General features: G+C 56.2%; 15 protein-coding genes, 2 tRNA genes and 1 rRNA gene. 10 read left to right on the top strand and 8 right to left on the bottom strand.

Features of this window, described 5'->3' with window-relative positions; translation table 11 throughout:
- Positions 1 to 5 precede the first annotated feature (5 nt).
- The 3 genes from rrf to dkgB all read left to right on the top strand — a co-directional run bounded on the left by rrf (position 6) and on the right by dkgB (position 1,223).
- Positions 6 to 121, top strand: a 5S ribosomal RNA gene (gene rrf, locus GT756_RS07565).
- A 57-nt stretch (positions 122 to 178) separates the two neighbouring features.
- Positions 179 to 255 (top strand) — tRNA-Asp (locus tag GT756_RS07560).
- Between the two features lie 164 nt (positions 256 to 419).
- Entirely contained in the window at positions 420 to 1,223 is an 804-nt protein-coding gene (gene dkgB, locus GT756_RS07555) for a 2,5-didehydrogluconate reductase DkgB (RefSeq protein ID WP_032455584.1), read from the top strand.
- A 32-nt stretch (positions 1,224 to 1,255) separates the two neighbouring features.
- Here dkgB and yafC read toward each other — a convergent pair whose 3' ends face one another.
- Positions 1,256 to 2,161, bottom strand: a complete 906-nt coding sequence (gene yafC / locus GT756_RS07550; protein ID WP_065878118.1) for a DNA-binding transcriptional regulator YafC — start codon at positions 2,159 to 2,161, stop codon at positions 1,256 to 1,258.
- Positions 2,162 to 2,265: 104 nt separating this feature from the next.
- On the opposite strand from yafC, the gene GT756_RS07545 reads away from it, so the two are divergent.
- The 3 genes from GT756_RS07545 (at position 2,266) to GT756_RS07535 (ending at position 5,216) form a co-directional block, all read left to right on the top strand.
- Positions 2,266 to 3,456 (top strand): MFS transporter, encoded by a 1,191-nt coding sequence (locus GT756_RS07545; protein WP_043521489.1) that lies wholly within the window; start codon positions 2,266 to 2,268, stop codon positions 3,454 to 3,456.
- Between the two features lie 102 nt (positions 3,457 to 3,558).
- On the top strand, positions 3,559 to 4,356 hold the full coding sequence (locus GT756_RS07540) for an endonuclease/exonuclease/phosphatase family protein (protein ID WP_004204614.1): 798 nt from the start codon (positions 3,559 to 3,561) through the stop codon (positions 4,354 to 4,356).
- 89 nt (positions 4,357 to 4,445) lie between these two features.
- A complete protein-coding gene (locus GT756_RS07535) occupies positions 4,446 to 5,216 on the top strand; it encodes a class I SAM-dependent methyltransferase (RefSeq protein ID WP_043521488.1) in 771 nt (256 codons plus the stop codon).
- A gap of 59 nt (positions 5,217 to 5,275) precedes the next feature.
- On the opposite strand, the gene mltD is transcribed toward GT756_RS07535, so the two are convergent.
- Both mltD and gloB read right to left on the bottom strand, forming a co-directional pair.
- Positions 5,276 to 6,643 (bottom strand): murein transglycosylase D, encoded by a 1,368-nt coding sequence (gene mltD / locus GT756_RS07530; RefSeq protein ID WP_004204616.1) that lies wholly within the window; start codon positions 6,641 to 6,643, stop codon positions 5,276 to 5,278.
- A gap of 71 nt (positions 6,644 to 6,714) precedes the next feature.
- The gene (gene gloB, locus GT756_RS07525; RefSeq protein ID WP_004204618.1) at positions 6,715 to 7,470 is read right to left on the bottom strand and encodes a hydroxyacylglutathione hydrolase; all 756 of its coding nucleotides are present in this window, start codon (positions 7,468 to 7,470) and stop codon (positions 6,715 to 6,717) included.
- A 32-nt stretch (positions 7,471 to 7,502) separates the two neighbouring features.
- On the opposite strand from gloB, the gene GT756_RS07520 reads away from it, so the two are divergent.
- Positions 7,503 to 8,225 (top strand): class I SAM-dependent methyltransferase, encoded by a 723-nt coding sequence (locus tag GT756_RS07520; protein ID WP_160124642.1) that lies wholly within the window; start codon positions 7,503 to 7,505, stop codon positions 8,223 to 8,225.
- Here the strand turns inward: GT756_RS07520 and rnhA are convergent.
- Complete coding sequence (rnhA, locus tag GT756_RS07515; protein WP_004204620.1) at positions 8,222 to 8,689, bottom strand: ribonuclease HI; 468 nt, start codon at positions 8,687 to 8,689, stop codon at positions 8,222 to 8,224. The two genes, GT756_RS07520 and rnhA, sit on opposite strands and share 4 nt — an antisense overlap.
- Positions 8,690 to 8,753: 64 nt before the next feature.
- Here rnhA and dnaQ point away from each other — a divergent pair, with 64 nt between their 5' ends.
- Together dnaQ and GT756_RS07505 are read left to right on the top strand one after the other, a co-directional pair.
- Positions 8,754 to 9,485, top strand: coding sequence for a DNA polymerase III subunit epsilon (gene dnaQ / locus GT756_RS07510; RefSeq protein ID WP_004204621.1), 732 nt, complete (start codon positions 8,754 to 8,756; stop codon positions 9,483 to 9,485).
- 133 nt (positions 9,486 to 9,618) lie between these two features.
- A tRNA-Asp gene (locus GT756_RS07505) sits at positions 9,619 to 9,695 on the top strand.
- 59 nt (positions 9,696 to 9,754) lie between these two features.
- Here the strand turns inward: GT756_RS07505 and GT756_RS07500 are convergent.
- Positions 9,755 to 10,636 (bottom strand): LysR family transcriptional regulator, encoded by an 882-nt coding sequence (locus GT756_RS07500; RefSeq protein ID WP_012968890.1) that lies wholly within the window; start codon positions 10,634 to 10,636, stop codon positions 9,755 to 9,757.
- A gap of 103 nt (positions 10,637 to 10,739) precedes the next feature.
- On the opposite strand from GT756_RS07500, the gene eamB reads away from it, so the two are divergent.
- Positions 10,740 to 11,330, top strand: coding sequence for a cysteine/O-acetylserine transporter (gene eamB, locus GT756_RS07495; protein ID WP_004204623.1), 591 nt, complete (start codon positions 10,740 to 10,742; stop codon positions 11,328 to 11,330).
- A 28-nt stretch (positions 11,331 to 11,358) separates the two neighbouring features.
- Here the strand turns inward: eamB and GT756_RS07490 are convergent, their stop codons facing one another.
- From GT756_RS07490 to fadE, 3 genes are all read right to left on the bottom strand, one after another.
- Complete coding sequence (locus GT756_RS07490) at positions 11,359 to 12,459, bottom strand: AI-2E family transporter (protein WP_048294202.1); 1,101 nt, start codon at positions 12,457 to 12,459, stop codon at positions 11,359 to 11,361.
- 249 nt (positions 12,460 to 12,708) lie between these two features.
- Positions 12,709 to 13,479: an amidohydrolase gene (locus tag GT756_RS07485; RefSeq protein WP_004204628.1), complete on the bottom strand. Its 771-nt coding sequence runs from the start codon at positions 13,477 to 13,479 to the stop codon at positions 12,709 to 12,711.
- A gap of 177 nt (positions 13,480 to 13,656) precedes the next feature.
- Entirely contained in the window at positions 13,657 to 16,101 is a 2,445-nt protein-coding gene (gene fadE / locus GT756_RS07480) for an acyl-CoA dehydrogenase FadE (protein WP_108450671.1), read from the bottom strand.
- Positions 16,102 to 16,187 lie beyond the last annotated feature (86 nt).

Genomic DNA, 16,187 nt, shown 5'->3' with positions numbered 1-16,187 from the left:
ATTTGCCTGGCGGCACTAGCGCGGTGGTCCCACCTGACCCCATGCCGAACTCAGAAGTGAAACGCCGTAGCGCCGATGGTAGTGTGGGGTCTCCCCATGTGAGAGTAGGGAACTGCCAGGCATCAAATTGCAGTAAGCCGGTGTGACAACCGGTGGTCATAAAGCGAAAAAATTCGGTGGAGCGGTAGTTCAGTCGGTTAGAATACCTGCCTGTCACGCAGGGGGTCGCGGGTTCGAGTCCCGTCCGTTCCGCCACTTAATAAGAGCCCTGAGCATTTGCTCAGGGCTTTTTTGTTTCATCTGTTCCCGATTATTGCTAAACCAGCAAAAATCCTCTGCATTAATCGCTCTTTTTCCCCTCCACACCATCCGCCATAATTTCATCCGTTAACCGAAATGAACAAATAACGAGGAAAAACATGGCAATTCCTGCATTTGGTCTTGGCACCTTCCGTCTGAAAGATGATGTTGTTATCGCATCCGTAAAAACCGCGCTGGAGCTGGGATATCGTACTATCGACACCGCGCAAATCTATGACAACGAAGCCGCGGTGGGTCAGGCTATCGCTGAGAGCGGCGTGCCGCGTGATGAGTTGTTCATCACGACCAAAATCTGGATCGAGAACCTGAGCAAAGACAAACTCATCGCCAGCCTGCAAGAGAGCCTGCAGAAGCTGCGCACTGACTATGTTGATCTGACGCTGATCCACTGGCCGTCACCGAACGATGCGGTGGCTGTTGAAGAGTTTATGGCCGCTCTGATGGAAGCGAAGACGCTCGGCCTGACCCGTCAGATCGGTATCTCCAACTTCACTATTCCACTGATGGAGCGCGCGATTGCCGCCGTTGGCGCTGAAAACATTGCTACCAATCAGATTGAGCTCTCGCCGTATCTGCAAAACCGTAAAGTCGTCGATTGGGCGCGTGAGCACGGTATCCATATCACCTCTTACATGACCCTGGCCTACGGTAAAGCGCTGAAAGATGAGGTGATTGCCCGTATCGCGGCGAAACATAATGCGACTCCGGCCCAGGTTATCCTGGCATGGGCGATGGGCGAGGGGTACGCGGTAATCCCGTCCTCGACGAAGCGTGAGAACCTGGCCAGCAACCTGAGGGCGTTGGATCTGCAGCTGGATGATGAAGATCGCCAGGCGATCGCTGCGCTGGATTGCAACGATCGGCTGGTGAGCCCGGAAGGTCTGGCGCCGCAGTGGGATTAATCTCCCGCTTCCGGCATGCCCATCAGAGGGTACTACGACAGCTCCTTCGGGAGCTGTTTTACGTGTTCGCTCAGAAAATCAATAAACGCCCTGATACGTGTACTGACGGCTCTGTCGCTGTAGTACACCGCGCTGAAGGGCATCTCCACCGGCAAGCGTTTGTCGGCCAGTAGTTCAACAAACTCCCCGCTGGCTATCTCTTTATCCACCATATAATCCGACAGACAGGCAATACCGTTGCCGGTCAGACACAGTTGTTTGAGGGTTTCCCCACTGTTTGATGACACCGTCGCCTCAATCTCTAACAACTGACCATCGCAACAGGAGACTGGCCAGGTGTTCAGAGAGACGGGTTCAGTGAAGCCCAGACACTGATGTTGTTTCAGATCTGACGGATGCTGCGGCACACCGTAGCGCGAGACATACGCTGGCGAGGCGACGATCTTACGATAGCTGGTGAACAGCGGTCGGGCGCGCAGGCTGGAATCCGTTAAGGTTCCGGCCCGTATCGCTACATCCACTTTCCGTTCAATCAGGTTAATAAACGTCTCTGAAGAGACGAGCGACAGCGTCATTTCCGGGTAACGCTCGCGAAACGGCTTCACCAGCGGCATGAGAAAATGCAGCATCACCGGCGTCGCGGCATCCACCCGCAGCAAGCCCCGCGGCGTCGTGCGCGTTTCCAGCAGGTCATTTTCTGCCGCCGCCATCTCCTGCAATACCACCTGCATCCGCCGAAAATAGCGCTCGCCTTCCTCTGTCAGACTGAGCTGGCGGGTGGTCCGATTAAGCAGGCTGACATCAAGCTTTGATTCGAGCTTTTTGACTGCCCGGCTGACGGCAGAGTTGGCCTGACCCAGCTGTTCGGCTGCCCGGCTGAAACTCCCGCTTTCCACTACCGCCACAAAGATGGCGATCTCCTCGGATGTGGCTCTCATTATTGCACCTGTAGCAAAATTCTATTGATACTTTGATAGTTTTTGTTATTTATACAACCCTTCATACTACGTGTCATCTTAATCCTGATGCTACGGAGTAAATTATGCCACTGGCGCTATTTGCCTTAACCATCGGTGCCTTTGCAATTGGCACCACTGAATTCGTGATTGTCGGCCTGGTCCCGACGATTGCCCAACAACTCTCTATCTCTCTACCTTCTGCGGGACTGCTGGTCTCTATCTACGCGCTGGGCGTGGCAATCGGCGCCCCGGTGCTGACGGCATTAACCGGGCGTATGCCGCGTAAACAGCTGCTGCTGGCGTTGATGGTCCTGTTTACGGCGGGTAATGTGCTGGCCTGGCAGGCTCCAGGCTATGAAACGCTGATCCTGGCGCGCCTGCTGACCGGCCTGGCGCACGGCGTGTTCTTTTCTATCGGCTCGACAATCGCCACCAGCCTGGTGGCAAAAGAGAAAGCAGCCTCGGCCATCGCCATTATGTTCGGTGGCCTGACGGTCGCGCTGGTGACCGGCGTTCCCTTTGGCACCTTTATTGGCCAGCATTTCGGCTGGCGGGAAACCTTCCTCGCGGTATCGATTCTGGGGGTGATTGCGCTAATCAGCAGTCTGATTCTGGTGCCGAATAATATTCCGGGCCGCGCCAGCGCCAGCCTGCGCGATCAGCTGAAAGTCTTAACCCATCCGCGCCTGCTGATGATCTATGCCATTACCGCGCTGGGCTATGGCGGCGTGTTTACCGCTTTTACCTTCCTTGCGCCGATGATGCAGGAGCTGGCCGGCTTCAGCCCCTCAGCGGTGAGCTGGATCCTGCTGGGTTATGGCGTCTCGGTGGCTATCGGCAACGTATGGGGCGGCAAACTGGCCGATAAGCATGGCGCCGTCTCCGCGCTGAAGTTTATCTTCGCCGCGCTGGTTGTGCTGCTGCTGGTGTTCCAGCTGACCGCCAGCGTTCACTATGCCGCGCTGGCAACGGTGCTGGTGATGGGCGTTTTCGCCTTCGGCAACGTGCCGGGTCTGCAGGTCTATGTGGTGCAAAAAGCAGAGCAGTATACCCCGGGGGCTGTCGACATCGCTTCCGGTCTGAATATCGCCGCCTTCAACGTCGGCATCGCGCTGGGATCGATCGTCGGCGGACAGACGGTCGAGCGGTACGGTCTGGCGCAGACGCCGTGGATTGGCGCGGTGATTGTGCTGGTCGCTTTGCTGTTGGTGGTCCTGAGCGGGCGTTTAGATAAATTGCCGCGCCGTTCGGCAGCGCTTTCTCCCGAAGGCTAAGGGTTTCTCGCAAATTGCATTGAAAGTGTATGGGAAAATCCCTATAACAGAAGAACCAGTCGTCGTCGGGCTGGTTTCTGTTATCGAGGATTAATGCCCAAATTGCGAAAGAACACCTACGCCATGCGCTATGTCGCCGGACAACCTGCGGAGAGAATATTGCCTCCGGGGGCGTTTGCGGGCGTGAGTCCGGTTTATCCCGCCGGCACGCCGTTAAGCAGCGATGAGAAGATCCGCGTGCTGGTGTGGAATATCTTCAAACAACAGCGAGCAGAGTGGCAGTCGGTCCTTAAGAATTTTGGCAAAGACGCGCATTTGGTCCTTTTACAGGAGGCGCAGACGACGCCGGAGCTGGTCAGGTTCGCGACCACCAACTATCTGGCCGCCGATCAGGTGCCTGCGCTGGTGCTGCCCCAGCATCCGTCCGGCGTGATGACGCTGGCTTCCGCCCATCCTATCTATTGCTGCCCATTGCGCGAGCGTGAACCAATTTTGCGTCTGCCTAAATCAGCATTAGTGACTGTCTATCCGCTGCCCGATGCGCGGTTGTTAATGGTGGTCAATATCCATGCCGTCAACTTCAGCCTTGGCGTCGACGTCTACAGCAAACAGCTGCTGCCGATTGGCGATCAGATTGCCCATCACAGCGGGCCGGTGATCATGGCCGGCGACTTCAATGCCTGGAGCCGCCCGCGGATGAACGCCCTGTACCGCTTTGCACGCGAGATGTCGCTGCGTGAAGTTCGTTTCTCTGACGACCAGCGCCGCCGCGCGTTTGGTCGCCCGCTCGATTTTGTGTTCTACCGTGGGTTAAGCGTGCACGATGCTTCCGTGCTGGTAACCCGCGCCTCCGACCACAACCCGCTACTAGTCGAATTCAGTCCCGGCAAGCCTGATTAATTTAAGGTTGGTCAGGCCTGCCATGGGGCAGGCCTGCGCATGCATGGTGCTGCCTTTTATTACTCAAAAAACCGTAAGGACAAGACAACATGACAACACGCTCTCACCATGACAACGTTGAAAAGCAGTTCGGCTCCCAGGCCTGCGCCTATCTGACCAGCGCCGTACACGCCTCTGGTCGCGATCTGCAGCGGCTGGCGGAACGTCTGGCTGATTTTCCGCAGGCGAAAGTGCTGGATATGGGCTGCGGGGCAGGGCACGCCAGCTTTACCGCGGCGGGACAGGTTGCCGAGGTGACCGCCTATGATTTATCAAGCCAGATGCTGGAAGTGGTTACCGCGGCGGCAAAAGAGAAAGGCTTTAGCAATATCGTGACCCAGCAGGGATATGCTGAAACGCTGCCGTTCGCTGATGCCAGCTTTGATGTGGTGATTAGCCGCTACTCCGCGCACCACTGGCATGATGTCGGCCAGGCGCTGCGTGAGGTGAAACGTGTTCTCAAGCCGGGCGGGGTGATGATCGTGATGGACGTGATGTCGCCGGGTCATGCGGTGCGTGATGTCTGGTTGCAGACCGTGGAAGCGCTGCGCGATACCTCGCACGTGCGTAATTATTCCAGCGGCGAGTGGCTGGCGCTGGCGACGGAGGCGGGGCTGGTGATTAATCGGCTGTTGACCGATCGCCTGCCGCTGGAGTTCAGTTCGTGGGTGGCGCGGATGCGTACCCCTGAGCCGCTGGTGGAGGCGATTCGTTTATACCAGCAGAGCGCCTCGGCGGAGGTGAAAGCCTACTTTGAGTTACAGCAGGATGGTTCCTTTACCAGCGATACCATCATGTTTGAAGCGCATAAAGCGGTTTAATACGGACAACAAAAAAGGCACCGGGGGAAGTCGGTGCCTTTTTATCGAACCCTGACGTATCAGGACTCTGGTCGATCGCTGTTTTTCACAAACAGGGTTAGCTGATCGCCAGGCCGCAGATTGTCGGTATCGCTGTTCCAGCGCATGACGTCGCGAATATTAACGCCATGACGTTTGGCGATGCTCGACAGCGAGTCACCTTTGCGAACGCGATAGGTGATGCTATCGCTGTTATTCGCCAGACGCTGCGCGCTGCTGCCGGCGCCGATAACCAGGTTCTGTCCAACCTTCAACCCAGAGCCGCGCAGGTTATTCCACTGCTGCAGATCGCGGGTCGTCACACCGAGACGGGAAGCAATCCCGGAAATGGTGTCGCCGGAACGCACCTTATAGCTTCGGCTGGTCAGCGGCGTATTATCCGCGAGCTGCGTCGGCTGTACGGCGGCAATGTCGCCAGAGGCCAGCGATTCACGCAGTTGGGCTGCGTGCTTCTGCGGCACCATGACGTACTTTGGCCCGCTAGCGCCCAGCGTTGACCCCTTTACGCCGGCGTTGAAGGTCTTCAGCTTGCTGACCGGCATACCGGCCATATCCGCGAGCTGAGAAATCTCAACCGGACTGTCGAGGCGAACGCGCGCCAGCGCACGGCTTTCATCAGCCGTAGGCAACTTTACGCCGTAACGTTTGCTGTTTTTGAGGATGTCGCTCAATGCCAGCATTTTCGGTACGTAGACTTTCGTTTCATGCGGCAGAGACAGCGACCAGAAATCGGTGGGTTTGCCACGCGAACGGTTCGCTTTCACTGCCTTCATGACCCGACCTTCGCCGCTGTTATATGCCGCGACCGTTAACAACCAGTCTCCGTCGAACATTTTGTTCAGACGTTGCATCATGTCCAGCGCCGCGGTTGTCGATGCGACAACGTCACGACGCGCATCGTAACTGCGGGTCTGTTTTAAACCATAATTGCGCCCTGTGCTCGGAATGATCTGCCAGATGCCTGCGGCATTGGCGCCAGACGTCGCGTGTGGGTCAAAAGCGCTCTCCACTATGGGTAGTAATACCAGTTCCATTGGCATGTTACGTTTCTTAACCTGCCCGGCTATCCAGTACATATACGGCTCTGCCCGTAAAGTTACATCGTGGAGATAGCTCTTATTTCTTAAGTACTTCTGTTTTTGCTCGCGAATCCGGGGGTTATCCGGTATTCCCATCTTTAGCTCGTCGCCTATGGAAGTCCACAGATCCTGGTCTTGCGCGTAGAAGGTTCCATCATCTAACCAGCGCGCTTGACTTGTGAACTTGCCTGCTTCCCCTTGACCAGCCGCAGAAAGGCTCTGTGCTCGCTGTTCGACGGTGCCATCGTGCTTAGACGCCTGGCACCCCACCAGCAGGACAGAGGCGAATAATATCGCTCGTGCCTTCATGTGTGTGTCAATAGTTGCTTAAAAGACGACCAAGGATAACGGCGAAGTTAGCCGATGACAAGAATTAAATGTCAGAATTCGTCTTTCTTTGACCTTAGCCACGCAAATCGCGCCACAGAGTGTTGCAATTTTGTTTCTTTGTTAATTTTATCAATTAAATCAACATCATTTACGCGTAAAAATAAATTTATACGCCGCTCGTTTTTCAGAATTACGGGTAGTGTCTTTTGTTTTTTTGCACGTAACTCATTAACTTTATGATAGTAATCGTTTATGTCCCTATCATCAGGCAGGATACTTAACGCAAACTTCATATTCGCTAACGTATATTCATGTGCGCAACATATAATGGTTTCTGCAGGAAGGGCGTTAATTTTCATAAATGATTGATACATTTGCTCTGCGGTGCCTTCGAACAGCCTTCCGCAGCCGCCGGAGAACATTGTGTCGCCGCAAAACAGATAAGGTTCGCTGTAGTAACAGATATGTCCTAATGTGTGACCTGGCGTGGAGAAAATGGAAAAATCGTGACCCAGAATTGACAACCGATCGCCATCGTCTACTACCTGAGTAACCCCCTTATCCTGGGTTTCTGCCGGCCCGTAAACCACCAGAGAGGGGAATTTTTCACGTAATTGTTTTACGCCGCCGACGTGATCCTGATGGTGATGGGTCAGTAAAATGGCCTCGGGCTGCCACTGGTTTTCCTCGATTGCCGCCAGAACCGGCGCGGCCTCGCCCGGATCAACGATGATGCAGCGGCCGTGATTCTCAATGAGAACCCAGATGTAGTTGTCCTGAAACGCGGGAATACTGATAAGATTCATAAATTACCTCTAAAGCGTAGCGGAAGGTGGCAATGAAGCCGGCAAGGATACCTCATACAGTGACAGCGCCTGAGCATTGGTCCAGTATGCCGTGGGGCGAATACTATCGCGAAACGCTTGAACAGCAGATGAAGCCATGGCTGGCTAAATTATATGGCTTTCATCTGCTTAAGATTGGCAATCTGAGCGCGGAAATCAATACCGAAGCTTGCGCCATCTCGCACCAGGTGAATGTCTCGCTGGCGGGAAACCCAATGCAGGTCCGGGCCGACCCGCTGCATTTGCCCTTTGCCGAAAAGTCCGTCGACGCCTGCCTGCTGGCGCATACCCTGCCGTGGTGCAGCGATCCGCATCGCCTGCTGCGGGAGGCCGATCGCGTCCTGATCGATGATGGCTGGATGATCCTGACCGGGTTTAATCCGGTGAGCCTGATGGGGTTGCGTAAACTGGTGCCGGTCCTGCGCAAAGGCACGCCGTACAACAGCCGTATGTTTACGCTGATGCGCCAGCTGGACTGGCTGTCGCTGCTCAACTTTGAAGTGCTGCATTATGGGCGTTATCAGATTTTACCCTGGTCGCGGCATGGCGGCAAACTGCTGAGCACCCATCTGCCGGCGCTGGGCTGTTTGCAATTGATTGTCGCTCGCAAACGGACCATACCGCTCACCCTTAATCCGATGAAGTCAGGGAAAGCGAAAACCCAGCTGCGGCCAGCAGTAGGCGCCACCCGGCAGTGGCGCAAGGGGCAGAATTAGCTCTCCGGCTGGTAGCCGATGTCGTCCTGAGTGGGATGGGAGGCCGCCGCGCGGGCCAGCTCGTCGCAGCGTTCGTTTTCTGGATGGCCGGCGTGGCCCTTCACCCACTCCCATTTGATCTTATGCTGGCCAAGCGCGGCGTCCAGCCGCTGCCAGAGGTCGACATTCTTTACCGGTTTTTTCTCTGCCGTTTTCCAGCCGCGCTTTTTCCAGTTGTGGATCCACTGGGTGATCCCCTGGCGGACATACTGGCTGTCGGTGCTGAGCACCACTTCGCAATGCTCTTTTAACGCCTCGAGAGCGACGATTGCCGCCATCAGTTCCATGCGGTTATTGGTGGTCAGACGGTAGCCGGCGCTAAAGGTTTTTTCGTGCTGGCGGTAGCGCATGATGGCGCCGTAACCGCCGGGTCCTGGATTTCCCAGGCAAGAGCCGTCGGTGAAAATTTCTACCTGTTTGAGCATCTCTGGTAGACTTCCTGTAATTGAAATCGATTTGTAAACGATAAGTCTGACATAAATGACCGCTATGAGCACTGCAATTACGCGCCAGATTGTTCTCGATACCGAAACCACCGGTATGAACCAGATCGGGGCGCACTACGAAGGACACAAGATCATTGAGATCGGCGCCGTGGAGGTGATCAACCGCCGCCTGACCGGTAACAATTTCCACGTCTATCTGAAGCCCGATCGGCTGGTGGATCCGGAGGCGTTCGGCGTGCACGGGATCGCCGATGAATTCCTGCTGGATAAACCCACCTTTGCCGATGTGGCTGATGAGTTTATGGATTACATCCGCGGCGCGGAGCTGGTGATCCATAACGCCTCGTTCGATATCGGCTTTATGGATTATGAGTTCGGTAAGCTGAACCGCGGCATCGGAAAAACCGAGACCTTTTGTAAAATCACCGACAGTCTGGCACTGGCGCGGAAAATGTTCCCCGGCAAGCGCAACAGTCTGGATGCGTTATGTTCGCGCTACGAAATAGATAACAGCAAGCGTACGCTGCACGGGGCATTACTCGATGCCCAGATCCTTGCCGATGTCTATTTGATGATGACCGGCGGCCAGACTTCGATGGCGTTCTCTATGGAAGGCGAAAGCCAGCAGCAGGCGGGAGAGATGGGCATTCAGCGCGTCGTCCGCGCCGCCAGCCAGTTACGGGTAGTTTATGCCTCTGATGAAGAACTGGTGAACCATGAATCCCGCCTCGATCTGGTACAGAAGAAAGGCGGAAGCTGCCTGTGGCGTGCCTGATAACCACTAAAATGGATTAAAAGTAGGCGGTTGGGCGATTTTTGCAGCAAACGATTCAAAACGGTAGAAAAAGCGTTGACGGGGTAGAGGGGAATCCGTAATATTCGCCTCGTTCCCAACGGAACAACAACGCGGAGCGGTAGTTCAGTCGGTTAGAATACCTGCCTGTCACGCAGGGGGTCGCGGGTTCGAGTCCCGTCCGTTCCGCCACTATTCAGAAAGCCTGAATCAGCAATGATTCAGGCTTTCGTCGTTTTCGTCGCCGAATTTCAGCGCGCCTCTTGTTCCTCCTGCATACACTGCATGAATACCCGCATCGCAGGACTGATTGCTTTCCCGGCGTGATGGGCGCAGAGCGCATGGATCGTCAGCGGCGTCTCGCTGAACGGCAGCTCGACCAGCGTCCCGCGTTTGAGTTCCTCCTCTACCGCAAAGCGCGGCAGGAAGCTCACCCCCAGATTGCCCGCCACGCACTGTTTGATGCTTTCAATACTCCACAGTTCGATGGTGTTCTCCATGGTAATGCCGCGCTGGCGCAGGGTACTTTCAAAAATCTGCCGGAACACGCACTGGGGCTCGTTGATGATAAAGCTCAATGGGATATGCTGCCGCGGGCGCAGGAAGTCGACCGGCGCCTGATCGACTGACGCGACCAGCGCCAGCGGCTGCGGGCCAAGTTCCATCATGGTGAGTGCATCATCGTTGCCAACCCGGTAAAACACCCCCAGGTCGACTTCGTCAGCGAGCAGCGCATCACGGATGCTGTAGCAATTGAGCGACTGCAGTGACAGGCGGACCTTCGGGGCGCGTTGCTTAAAACGCTGCAGCACCGGCGGCATTTTGTACGCCAGCAGGGTTTCACCAGTGGCGACGCGAAGTTCGCCGCCGGGTTCATCGTCCTGGCGCGCCGCCTGGCGAATCGACGCCATCACTTTGGTCAGATCGTAGACGTGCGGCAGGACATTCTTACCCGCGGCGGTGAGGCACATCCGCCGGCCAATTTTCTCAAACAGCGGGATAGCAAGCTCCTGCTCAAGCTGCTGGATATGAAAGGTTACGGTGGACTGGGTGCAGCACAGTTTCTGCGAGGCGCGCAGAAAGGATCCTTCTTCGACAACCGTTTTGAAGGTGATAAAGCGTCGCAGATCCATATTTCCTCTTTATATCGACATTCTCGAATTCAGAATGAAAAAACATTCATTTTTTTAAATTATCAGCTTCGGGTACTGTCTGCCAGTCAAGAGGAGAAAACACGTGACACCTACCCTGATTAGCGCCTTTTTAACTTACACCCTGATCACCGCCCTGACGCCCGGGCCGAATAATATTCTGGCGCTGAGCAGCGTCACCGCGCACGGCTTTCGACGGAGCATGCGGGTTCTGGCCGGCATGAGCCTGGGGTTTGTGATCATCATGCTGATTTGTGCCGGGCTGACGTTCACTCTCGTTACCCTGGATGAGGGGATAACCTCCCTGCTACGCTGGGTCGGCGCAGGGTATATCCTGTGGCTGGCCTGGCACATTGCGCGCAGCGACCCGGCCAGCGGTGGGCAGGAGGAGCGGCCTGTCAGCTTCTGGGCCAGCCTGGGGCTGCAGTTTGTGAATGTAAAAATTATCCTGTACGGCATCACGGCCCTGTCGACCTTTGTTCTGCCGGTGACTCGCGAGCCATTCTGGCTGGTGATGATAAGCCTGTTGCTATCAGTAATAGGCGTTGCCGGCAATCTTTGCTGGGCGCTGGCCGGTCATCTGTTTCAGCCGGTGTTCGAACGCCATGGAAGAGGGTTAAATCTGCTGCTGGCGCTGCTGCTGGTCTGGTGCGCGGTACGAATGTTTATGGAATGAATTAAGGGAGCGTAACGCTCCCTTGAGGTTATTTATCCTGCGGCAGAGCGGGTTGCCCTTCATTTACCCAGGTCATGAAGATCCGATAACCGATGGCCAGCAGGGTGGCGCCGAGAAACATACCGAGAATGCCGTTAGAGGCCATTCCGCCGAGGGCGCCCAGCAGCACTACCGGCATTGGCGCGTCGACTCCGCGCCCCAGCAGCAGAGGTTTGAGGACGTTATCGGCCATGCCGGCGACGATCAGCAGGATGGTGTAGAAGATATCCATGCCGGTACTGTGGGTGCCGAGACTCCACATTAGCGCAATGGCCGGGGCCGTCACCAGGATCACCGGCACCTGGGCAATGCCGAGGATCAGGGCCAGAATAAAGAAGATCCCGACGGCGGGAATGCTGGCCATCAGCATGATCACACCCACCAGCAGCGCCTGGATCAATGCCACCCCGATGACGCCCTGGGCGACCGCGCGGATGGTGCTGGTACACAGGCGGGTGAGGGTCACGCCTTTATTTTCATCGGTAATACGGATGGCAATACGCTGGGCGCTGATGGCGCCCGCGGCGCCCCAGGCCATCATAATGCCCGAGACGATAAACGAAATAATAAAGCCAATCAGTCCGCCGCCCATGCTGGCCAAAATACTGAGAAACTGTTTGGCAATATCGCCGATTTGCGAACGGTAATTGCTGAGCAGTCCCGGGAGATCCACGGAAGCCCGCATCCACAGGGCGCTAAGCCGCTCGCCAACGATCGGTAAAGAGGCAATTCGTGAAGAGGGCGGGGGAATGGTAAAGCTCTGGCTACCCATCTTGTCAATCATGGCGCTGGCGCTTTCCGCCAGCGAGGTGATCATCAGCACCGTGGGGATAACAATCAGTAAAATACCTAACAGCACCAGCGCCACCGACGCCAGTCCCTGTTTTCCCGCTAACAGTCTGGCAAAATACTGATGTAAAGGATAGAGCGCCACGGCCAGAATCAACGCCCAGAGCATCATATTGACGAAGGGAGAAAAGACGGTAAAACAGAATGAGGCCAGCGCCAGAATAAGACCGAACCGAATAAACATATCGAGAAAGCGGGTGACCAGCCGTTTTTCTATTAACTGAAGATTATTATTATCCATTTTCCATTACGCTCATTAAATATTCATACGCCAACGCTCAGCCGGGTTCAACAAAACAAGCTGGCAATAGAAAACTCATGATTTACAAAGCAGAAGTGAATTGAAAATGATCTCCGCCCGTTTGGTTGTGGGGTCTTTTAATGAGTGTAGAACAGAAATGAAAGGCGCCCTGTAAATATTCTGTTGGGCGCTGCAAGAGGAAATTCCGCTTTCTTTTCCCGCAGAAGGGGGGAAGAAAGCGGAGGGGGATTAATCCAGAGTAAAAGGATCGGCATCGCGCCAGGCGGGGAATTTTTCACGATATTCCTGGAGGGCGCTCAGCGACAGTTCGGCGTCAAGACGAGTGGCCTGATGCGGATCGGCGGTGGCGACAATCTCCCCCTGGGGACTGATAACCCGGCTATCACCGCGGTAATGATGACCGTTGCCGTCGGTGCCGACCCGGTTACAGCCGGCGACGTAGGCCTGGTTCTCAATCGCGCGGGCGACCAGCAGCGACTGCCAGTGCAGGGAGCGCGGTGCCGGCCAGTTCGCCACATACAGCGCCAGATCATAATCGTTAAGGTTACGCGACCATACCGGGAAGCGCAGGTCGTAACAGACCAGCGGCAGGATCCGCCATCCGCGCCATTCAAAGACCACGCGCTTGTCCCCGGCCTCATAGTGATGGTGTTCATCCGCCATACGAAACAGGTGCCGTTTATCATAATGATGAACTGTGCCGTCAGGCTCGACCAGCAGGAAGCGGTTAACGGCCCCGCGCTCAGTTTGCAGCGCGGCGCTGCCGGCGATCAACGCCTGGGTTTGCGCCGCCCGGGCATGCATCCACGCCACCACCTCGGCCTCGGGTAAAGACTGTTTTGCCGCTTCCATCGCAAAGCCGGTGGTAAACATCTCAGGTAAAACAATGATATCACGCCCGACAATCCCTTCCAGTTGGCGATCAAAATGGCGCAGGTTGGCAGGGCCGTCCATCCAGACCAGCGGTTGTTGCAACAGCGTAATTTTCAGGCCAGGCACAATGGTCAACTCCATTCTCATGAGGGGGTTAGGTTAACTGTAACACCATATCAGCCTCGCGGCGGTCAGCGGAATATTTTGTTAAAAAAATGCTACTGACAGAAGCCACGGAGGAGGGGGGACGAAAAAAAGGCGGGGAAAATTCCCCGCCCGGCGTGTGATGTGGTGATTATTTTATTATGCGGCTTCAACGTTGCGAACTTTTTCCGGCAGCTTTACCGGCTTTGTCGCCAGCTCCTCTGGCGCAAAGTCGTCGACGTTAATGCTGCGCAAGCGACTGTGCTCTGCACGGGTCAGAATAGCGGCTTCTTCCTGATTTATTAATCCTTTGGCCAGCGCGTTGTGTGCCAGCTCATCCAGACGGGTGAACGGCAGGTTTTTACCCAACTCTTTGCAGATCCGCTGGTGGATAGGATCGGCCGCCATCACTTCCAGCAGGGCCTCTTCCAGCAGACCAACCGGGTTATGCTCGCTCGGCGTCAGGTACTGACCGCGACCGATGCGGGAGCGGGTGGCGCTGGGCACCTGCAGAATTTTAGCGACTTTATGGTCCAGCTTATCCGACGGCGCATGATGATGACGACCGGTCGGGAAGATGACCAGCCGCATTGCGCCAGCCACCAGACGGTTGGGGAAGTTTTTCAGCAGATCGTCGATGGCCTGCTCGGCCTGATGCAGCGCATCCTGCACCCCCCAGTGAACCAGCGGCAGATCGGCTTCGTTGCGTCCTTCATCGTCATAGCGTTTCAGCACCGCCGAGGCCAGGTACAGCTGGCTTAACACATCCCCCAGACGCGCGGAGATACGTTCGCGACGCTTGAGACTGCCCCCCAGCACCGCCATCGAGACGTCTGACAGCAGCGCCAGGTTCGCGCTCAGGCGGTTCATTTGCTGATAGTAGCGGCGGGTGACGTCGCGGGTCGGCGCGCTGCTGGTGCGTCCGCCGGTCAGGCCCAACCAGAAACTCCGTACTTTGTTACTACCGACGTGGCCGATATGTTTGAACAGCAGCTTGTCATAGGCGTTCAGGTCGTTGCTCTGCGCGGCGGCCATCTCCTCCAGTACGTACGGATGGCAGCGAATCGCACCCTGACCGAAGATCATCATGCTGCGGGTCAGAATGTTCGCCCCTTCCACGGTGATGGCGATAGGCGCGCCCTGATAGGCCCGGGCGAGGAAGTTGCCTTCGCCCAGCATAATGCCTTTCCCGCCGGTAATATCCATTGCGTCGATAATGGAGCGCTGGCCGCGGTGGGTGCAGTGATATTTCACGATCGCGGAGAGCACCGCCGGTTTCTCGCCGAGCATAATGCCGTAGGTGATAAGCGACGCCGCAGCGTCCATTACATAAGCATTACCGGCAATGCGCGCCAGCGCCTCTTCAATCCCTTCCATTTTACCGATCGAGATTTTGAACTGCCGGCGAATATGGGCGTAAGCCCCGGTAGCCATAGCCACCGATTTCAGGCCGCCGGTGGAGTTGGATGGCAGAGTAATACCGCGGCCCACCGACAGACATTCAACCAGCATGCGCCAGCCCTGACCGGCCATCCCCGGCCCACCAATGATGTAATCGATCGGCACGAAGATATCTTTGCCGCGGGTTGGGCCGTTCTGGAACGGGACGTTAAGCGGGAAGTGGCGACGGCCAATTTCCACGCCCGGGGTGGAGGTCGGGATCAGCGCGCAGGTGATGCCCAGCTCTTCTTCTCCCCCCAGCAGACGATCCGGGTCAGAAAGTTTAAACGCCAGTCCCAGCACGGTGGCGATAGGCGCCAGCGTAATGTAGCGTTTGTTCCATGTCAGGCGCATACCCAGCACCTGCTGGCCCTGCCAGTCACCCATGCAGACCACGCCGGTATCCGGGATGGCGCCGGCGTCAGAGCCCGCTTCCGGGCTAGTGAGAGCGAAGCAGGGGATCTCCTGCCCGCGCGCCAGACGCGGCAGATAATGGTTTTTCTGCTCTTCGGTACCGTAATGCTGCAGCAGCTCGCCCGGCCCCAGTGAGTTCGGGACGCCGACGGTGATCGCCAGAATGCCGGAGACGCCAGAGAGCTTCTGCAGCACCCGCGACTGGGCATAAGCGGAGAACTCAAGCCCGCCATACTCTTTCTTAATGATCATCGCGAAGAAGCGATGCTCTTTCAGATACGCCCACAGCTCCGGCGGCAGATCGGCCATTTCGTGGGTGATGGCGAAGTCGTTGGCCATCCGGCAGGCTTCTTCCACCGGGCCGTCGAGGAAGGCTTGCTCTTCGGCGGTCAGACGCGGCTGCGGATAGTTATGCAGCTTGTGCCAGTCAGGGTTGCCGCGAAACAGATCCCCTTCCCACCAGGTGGTCCCGGCGTCGATGGCTTCTTTTTCAGTACGCGACATCGGCGGCATCACCTTGCGGAAAGCGCGAAACGCCGGTGCGGAAATCATGGATTTACGCATAGGCGCAAAGTTAAACGGCAACAGAATGATCGCCAGCGGCAGCAGCAGCCAGATATTCCACAGACCGGCCGCGCCGAGCGCTGCGGTCCAGGCGAGCAAGATCACGCTGCTGAGCAGCAGGCTGACCCGGTGATAGAAGAGCGCACCGAGTAAAACAACGGTTGCAACAATACTCAAAATCATCATAGAGAAATGCTCCCTGTGCTTGTAGGAGGTCTGACCACTTGTGATGTATTGGTTGTAGTGCATGCTTTTTTATTTAGCAATGTGTT

The sequence above is a fragment of the Klebsiella sp. Q2 genome, from assembly GCF_009900705.1.
Lineage (GTDB): Bacteria > Pseudomonadota > Gammaproteobacteria > Enterobacterales > Enterobacteriaceae > Klebsiella > Klebsiella quasipneumoniae.
This window is presented reverse-complemented; position numbering and strand designations above follow the sequence as displayed.

Excerpts from the sequence above, each read along its gene's own strand:
- dkgB (WP_032455584.1), top strand. The coding sequence starts at position 420 with ATGGCAATTCCTGCATTTGGTCTTGGCACCTTCCGTCTGAAAGATGAT.
- yafC (WP_065878118.1), bottom strand. The coding sequence starts at position 2,161 with ATGAGAGCCACATCCGAGGAGATCGCCATCTTTGTGGCGGTAGTGGAA.
- GT756_RS07545 (WP_043521489.1), top strand. The coding sequence starts at position 2,266 with ATGCCACTGGCGCTATTTGCCTTAACCATCGGTGCCTTTGCAATTGGC.
- GT756_RS07535 (WP_043521488.1), top strand. The coding sequence starts at position 4,446 with ATGACAACACGCTCTCACCATGACAACGTTGAAAAGCAGTTCGGCTCC.
- mltD (WP_004204616.1), bottom strand. The coding sequence starts at position 6,643 with ATGAAGGCACGAGCGATATTATTCGCCTCTGTCCTGCTGGTGGGGTGC.
- gloB (WP_004204618.1), bottom strand. The coding sequence starts at position 7,470 with ATGAATCTTATCAGTATTCCCGCGTTTCAGGACAACTACATCTGGGTT.
- GT756_RS07520 (WP_160124642.1), top strand. The coding sequence starts at position 7,503 with ATGAAGCCGGCAAGGATACCTCATACAGTGACAGCGCCTGAGCATTGG.
- rnhA (WP_004204620.1), bottom strand. The coding sequence starts at position 8,689 with ATGCTCAAACAGGTAGAAATTTTCACCGACGGCTCTTGCCTGGGAAAT.
- dnaQ (WP_004204621.1), top strand. The coding sequence starts at position 8,754 with ATGAGCACTGCAATTACGCGCCAGATTGTTCTCGATACCGAAACCACC.
- GT756_RS07500 (WP_012968890.1), bottom strand. The coding sequence starts at position 10,636 with ATGGATCTGCGACGCTTTATCACCTTCAAAACGGTTGTCGAAGAAGGA.
- GT756_RS07490 (WP_048294202.1), bottom strand. The coding sequence starts at position 12,459 with ATGGATAATAATAATCTTCAGTTAATAGAAAAACGGCTGGTCACCCGC.
- fadE (WP_108450671.1), bottom strand. The coding sequence starts at position 16,101 with ATGATGATTTTGAGTATTGTTGCAACCGTTGTTTTACTCGGTGCGCTC.